The sequence below is a fragment of the Endozoicomonas sp. SESOKO3 genome (assembly GCF_024606255.1).
Genome location: NZ_JAHHPR010000300.1, coordinates 1 through 2,099, shown reverse-complemented (window position 1 = coordinate 2,099; position 2,099 = coordinate 1). Strand labels below are relative to the sequence as shown.

Annotated in this window: 1 protein-coding gene; it reads left to right on the top strand. The window is 40.8% G+C overall.

All coding sequences use genetic code 11. The annotated features are described in order from the left end of the window. Positions 1-308 precede the first annotated feature (308 nt). Positions 309-1,472, top strand: coding sequence for a hypothetical protein (locus KDK18_RS05360; RefSeq protein ID WP_257253743.1), 1,164 nt, complete (start codon positions 309-311; stop codon positions 1,470-1,472). Positions 1,473-2,099: the final 627 nt, after the last annotated feature.

The following is a 2,099-nucleotide window of genomic DNA, read 5'->3' as shown; positions in this document are numbered from 1 at the left end:
TCTCAGTAGTATTAATCGGCATTCCCTCATCCAGGGAAAGAGGTTTGCTCATTGTATACGACAAATATCAGGAGTAAGTCAGCGAGATCCACTATCTTGAAGTTTTTAAACTCAAAATACCTCAAGATGATGGAACCCGCTGATCTACTCATTAAGCAATTTAGAACCTGTCTGGAATAAGACGAGTGTCGACTGAATGTTCTTGCTTATCTTCTGCATAAACCCAGAGCAACCTTTATTCGAGGTAAACTTTCCGCTCCCCGGCAGGATGAAATTGTGAATACAGTGAAAGGGCTGGGGCTTGTGTTATGAGCAACATTCAATTTCTGGAAGTTTTATCTATGCGAAATTTTAATGTTCTACTTGGCGCATTGCTGCAAATCCATACTTGGGTATTACTATTACTACTGCCCCTGGCTTCAGAAGCTACGGCAAACAATAACAAATATAAAGTATTTAAAACGCCAGCTGATTCTTCTGTCAGCTTTCAGATAGTTCAGGATAACGCCACTCATGTTATTTGCCTGGGAGCCCGTACCTCTCATGTTGAGCTATTTACCAGTATTAGCTGTCTGAAAAGGCTGAAAATTCATGAAGATTCAGGTGATGAAATTCATGTACTGTCAAACAGAGGTGAGGATTATGGAGGCATACGATTTGTCTCTGAAGAAGTAATAACAGGTTCAGAGGCTGGAAAGTTAACGACAGTTCTCTTGAGTTCTGCCGGTAGGCCAAACAATCGTTGGCCAAGAATTGACAAAGAAGATTATGTTTCAGATATACCAATATCGGTACAAAGTTATTCTCCATATACAGGTAATGATGAACGCAAACAGCATAGGGCAAATGACTGGCTGCTTAGTGGATGCCAGAATGAGCAATGCGCTTTACAAAACGATGACAACCTAAACTTGAGTGACGGTGAAGCTATTTTTCGGAACGAGAAATTGTTGTGTGTGAATGCGTCAGGGCACTGCAACATGGCAAGATCAGTAAAGAGAATTAACGATGGTTCATGCAAGTTGAAATGCTTCCAGTGTTTGGTCACTGATTCGGATGTTTGTATTGAAGGTTCTGGTAGTGGAACCTGTATCAACCAAAAAACACAGCAGATATGTGATTATGGTGCTTTTCGTAGAAAAAAAGGTGATATTGATTGCCCATGGGGTTACTGCTCAGTTATTAGTTGTCCGGCAGGTTATAATCCACCTGATTCTCCGGATACCTGCGAGTGTAAGGCTTTCTTTGGTTTTCGGGATCATTCGCTCCACCAAAAAAACTGCACCTCTTTGCACCCGGACAACTGTATTGATACCACTGGTAATTGTCCACAATGTCACGACGAAGATGATAACGATCACTTGATGGGTATACTTGTCGGTAGCTTGGCTGTTCTCTGTGTAGTGATTCCAACTACTTATTGTTTGTATAAAAATCGCCACCATTTCGGATATAAAAAATTAGGCAATTGAGGTTATTATGGTTTGCAATAGGTTTTCTCAGTTAATGTAACGCTGATACATAGACCTGTGACAGCAGTAACATTTTCCTGAATAAAAAAGCACGATTAATAAAGCGCGCTTTTATCAAAACAGAGAGCATTAGCATGATGAAAGCTAAGTCAAGTCACCAAAAAGACAGAATAAAAAATATCACTTTTTATTCTGTCTTGATTTGCAGTTGTATCAATCACTCAGCTTTTGCAGAAACTGATACTGAAGATGGAGTTTTATCCAATCTTGTGTACTTCCAGCCCCAAATTTACATTCCGGAGAAAGCTCAGCCTTGCCAAAGCATTCGTGTTTCAGATGACCCTATATTAACCTCGACAGCGTGTTACAAGAAAATATTTCATATGACGAGACAGGCACTACAGCGAAAGATATCTGCAACCTGCAAGGACGTGAAGAGCTGCTTTCAGAAATCAACTTACGTATTTGGGGCAAGGAACCTAACCCAGAGTAGCCCAACCAGATCCCCAGAAGCTTCCAAAAAATCTCAAGATGAGTAACCGCTTTTCACCACCCCGGTTGATATTTACCTAAAACCTGCCGTCAAAGAAATGGTGACTTGGGCTTAAGGAAGAGACACTGTACATG

Bases quoted from the DNA above. Each gene is read 5' to 3' on its own strand.
- KDK18_RS05360 (WP_257253743.1), top strand. From the start codon at position 309: ATGAGCAACATTCAATTTCTGGAAGTTTTATCTATGCGAAATTTTAAT.